Here is a 2921-nt window from a genome sequence, read left to right on the forward strand (position 1 = left end):
AAGATCACATTTTATTCTTTTTTCCACTTCAATCTAAGAATTGAGAAAAAAGCAAAACCTTATATTATACCATAAAAAAATTATGCAAGAGGTCTAGTAAACAGTGATCAGTGAAAGGACAGCACTGTTAAGTAGTCGTGCAAAATTAATTTCCTAGTGAAGATAGGCAAGGGGCAAGAGGCAAGAGGTGGTTAGATATGTGTAATTAATTTTGCTTAGGTACTTAATGCTATTTAGGGCTTGCTGAATAAATCTAAAAACCTTTTTGGATAAGGCTTTTAGACTTTTTTGACCTCAAAAAGTGCCGACCATTGGAGTGATTGGGGGGAAAATTCCGGGAATTTTTCCCTGAAAATTAGGTAATTGACCACCTGAAAATGGGTAAAACCCCACACCCCACCTGCCCCCCCGATGTCGGGGGGGTTGGGGGGGCGACACCCTGCCCCTAGGAAAAGCTTTTTGCCGCAAACCCTATTTACTCCTCCTTACTAAAAACCCAGAGCTGATAACTGGTAACTGATCACTGATCACTGATTACTGACAGGCTGCGGTGGGTGTGGAGAAATTTAGTCATTTCCTCCACTGCTAGAGGGCCACTGATGCGATTGCCTTGCATTCTCTCGCAACCTAATTCTTGCAGGATTTCTAATTGTTGTTGGGTTTCTACTCCCTTGGCGATCACTATTAAGTTAAAACTTTTCGCTATCGCCAGCAATGACGAGATAAAACGGGTATCTTGGGGATTATTACTCAGGTTTTTCGTTAAAGATTGCTCTATTTTCAGTTTTTTCACGGAAAATTGACCGAGATAGGCGATCGACGCGTAACCGCTGCCAAAATCATCAAGGGTGATACTAATACCCAATTCCTGCAAATCCCCAAGAATTCGACCGGTTTCGCGGCTATTTTCTAGTAAACTTGTCTCGGTTATTTCCATCTCCAGAAAGAAAGGCCCGATTTTGCTTTCAGTCAAGACTTCTTTGAGGATGGTGAGCAACTGCGGATCCCGCAATTGGTGCGGGGACAGATTGATCGAGATGGGAGTGTATAATAATCCTCGCTGCTGCCATATTTGTGCTTGTTGACAGGCATTTTTCAGCACCCAACGATTAAGCTCAAGGATTAACTCGCTTTCTTGGATTAAGGGTAAGAAACGATTAGGAGCGATTAATCCGAATTGAGGGTGTAACCAGCGCAATAATACCTCTAACCCTTCCACTTGCCACTGAGTCATATTAACTTGCGGTTGATAGTAAAGAGCTAATTCATTATTTCTGATTGCCTGATAGAGAAAATATTCAACTTTAGAACTACGAGTATTTTTAGGGTGAACATTAACTGACTCTATCCTGGAGTTATTATTGATATTATTCTTGACCGCTACTAAATTTTCCTCCAGTTTCTGTAAAATTATTTTTCTGTCTGTGCCGACGGGGGGACAGATAACTGAACCTAAATTGAATCGCACGGCTAGGGAGTGATTTTCGATTTCGTAATTATTTTCTAGGGTTTCAATAATTCTTTGACTAACTTTTTCCAGATCATTAGCCTTATTAATTTGTGGCAGCAGGATAATAAATTCGTCCCCTCCCCAACGAGCGACTATATCCCCCGATCTCAAATTTTTTCTTAACCGTTCACTGACGATTTTTAATAGGTTATCTCCCAGTCGATAACCTAGTCGATTGTTGACATTTCTTAGCCGCTCTACATCCACTAATAACAGACCGAGCATTTGATTACTTTTCTGGGCATTATTAATAGCATTTGACAGATATTCATTAAAGATAGAACGGTTAGGCAAATTCGTGAGAATATCTAGGAAAGATTCCTCTTGAGTCCTGTTATCAAAACTAATGGTCTGGGATGGGGAATGATGGAGAATTAGGGTACTTTTTGTGTGGAGGTCATCCCGGCTATAATTTGCTTCATTTTCCGTCAGATCCACTCGTAGCTGTCCTGAACTTTTAACCGGTGCTTGCTCTATTTTTTCTTGACTGGCTATTAAATGAAAACTGGCGTTTATATCACAGCCAAAGTTAATTAAATCACCATCTTTTAATTCATGAACCAAGCATTTAGACCCATTGACATAAATACCATTATGACTTTTATTTCCCTCTAAATCACCATCAAGAATCCAATAGGAAAAATTTTGGCGATCAATACTCTTTTTAATTAAAGTCGCATGATAGCGAGATGCGTATTTGGAGCGAAGAACAATTTGATTATCGGACTTACGGCCGAGAGAATATTTCATGTCTTCTAGGGTAATTGTTCTTCTCCCTTGAGGATCTTCCACAATGAGGAGATAACGGGAATTGGATGAACCATTAATCATTTTTTCGATACCTCGACAAAATATAAGTTAATATGCTCCCTCAAAAAGTCATGGCTTATTCGTCTTTGACTTAATTTATTTTCTCAATCAAGTGTTGGGTGTGATTCGGAACAGTTACTTAACGGCAATTGCGTCACATCTTCTGGTTTCAAGGCCTGAGTAACCCAAAATCTTTGTACCTGTTCAAATTCTGTACTAGGCCGATTATAGTCGATAACATGGCTAAATGCTCGGTTTTTGATGGTAAAGATTGGATAAAGGTTCGCTCTTCAAGCTGTCGAGGGGATATTTATAAATATAACTTAAGAAGGAATAGCCAGCATCAAAATTATCTCAAACTAACTGTACCCCTAATTCCTTGGCTTAAAGCTGACCCCGCTTTTAGGGGGTCTTAACGAGTAATTTAGATAGGGCTTGCTGAATAAATCTAAAAACCTTGTTGGGTAAGACTTTTAGACTTTTTGTCAATCAAAAAGTACCAGTTGTGGGAGAGATAGGGGGAAAATTCTGGGACTTTTTCTCTGAAAATTAGGTAATTGACCAGATGAGAATCGGTAAAACCCTACACCCCACACCCCAC

1 protein-coding gene is annotated in these 2921 nt (G+C 39.6%); it reads right to left on the reverse strand.

The features are described 5' to 3' along the window. Positions 1-520: 520 nt before the first annotated feature. The gene (locus PX481_RS17560; protein WP_002761714.1) at positions 521-2341 is read right to left on the reverse strand and encodes an EAL domain-containing protein; all 1821 of its coding nucleotides are present in this window, start codon (positions 2339-2341) and stop codon (positions 521-523) included. Positions 2342-2921 lie beyond the last annotated feature (580 nt).

This window comes from Microcystis sp. M53603_WE2 (assembly GCF_030065435.1).

What these genes read in the sequence shown, in the direction of transcription:
- PX481_RS17560 (WP_002761714.1), bottom strand. Translation starts at nt 2,341, where the DNA reads ATGATTAATGGTTCATCCAATTCCCGTTATCTCCTCATTGTGGAAGAT.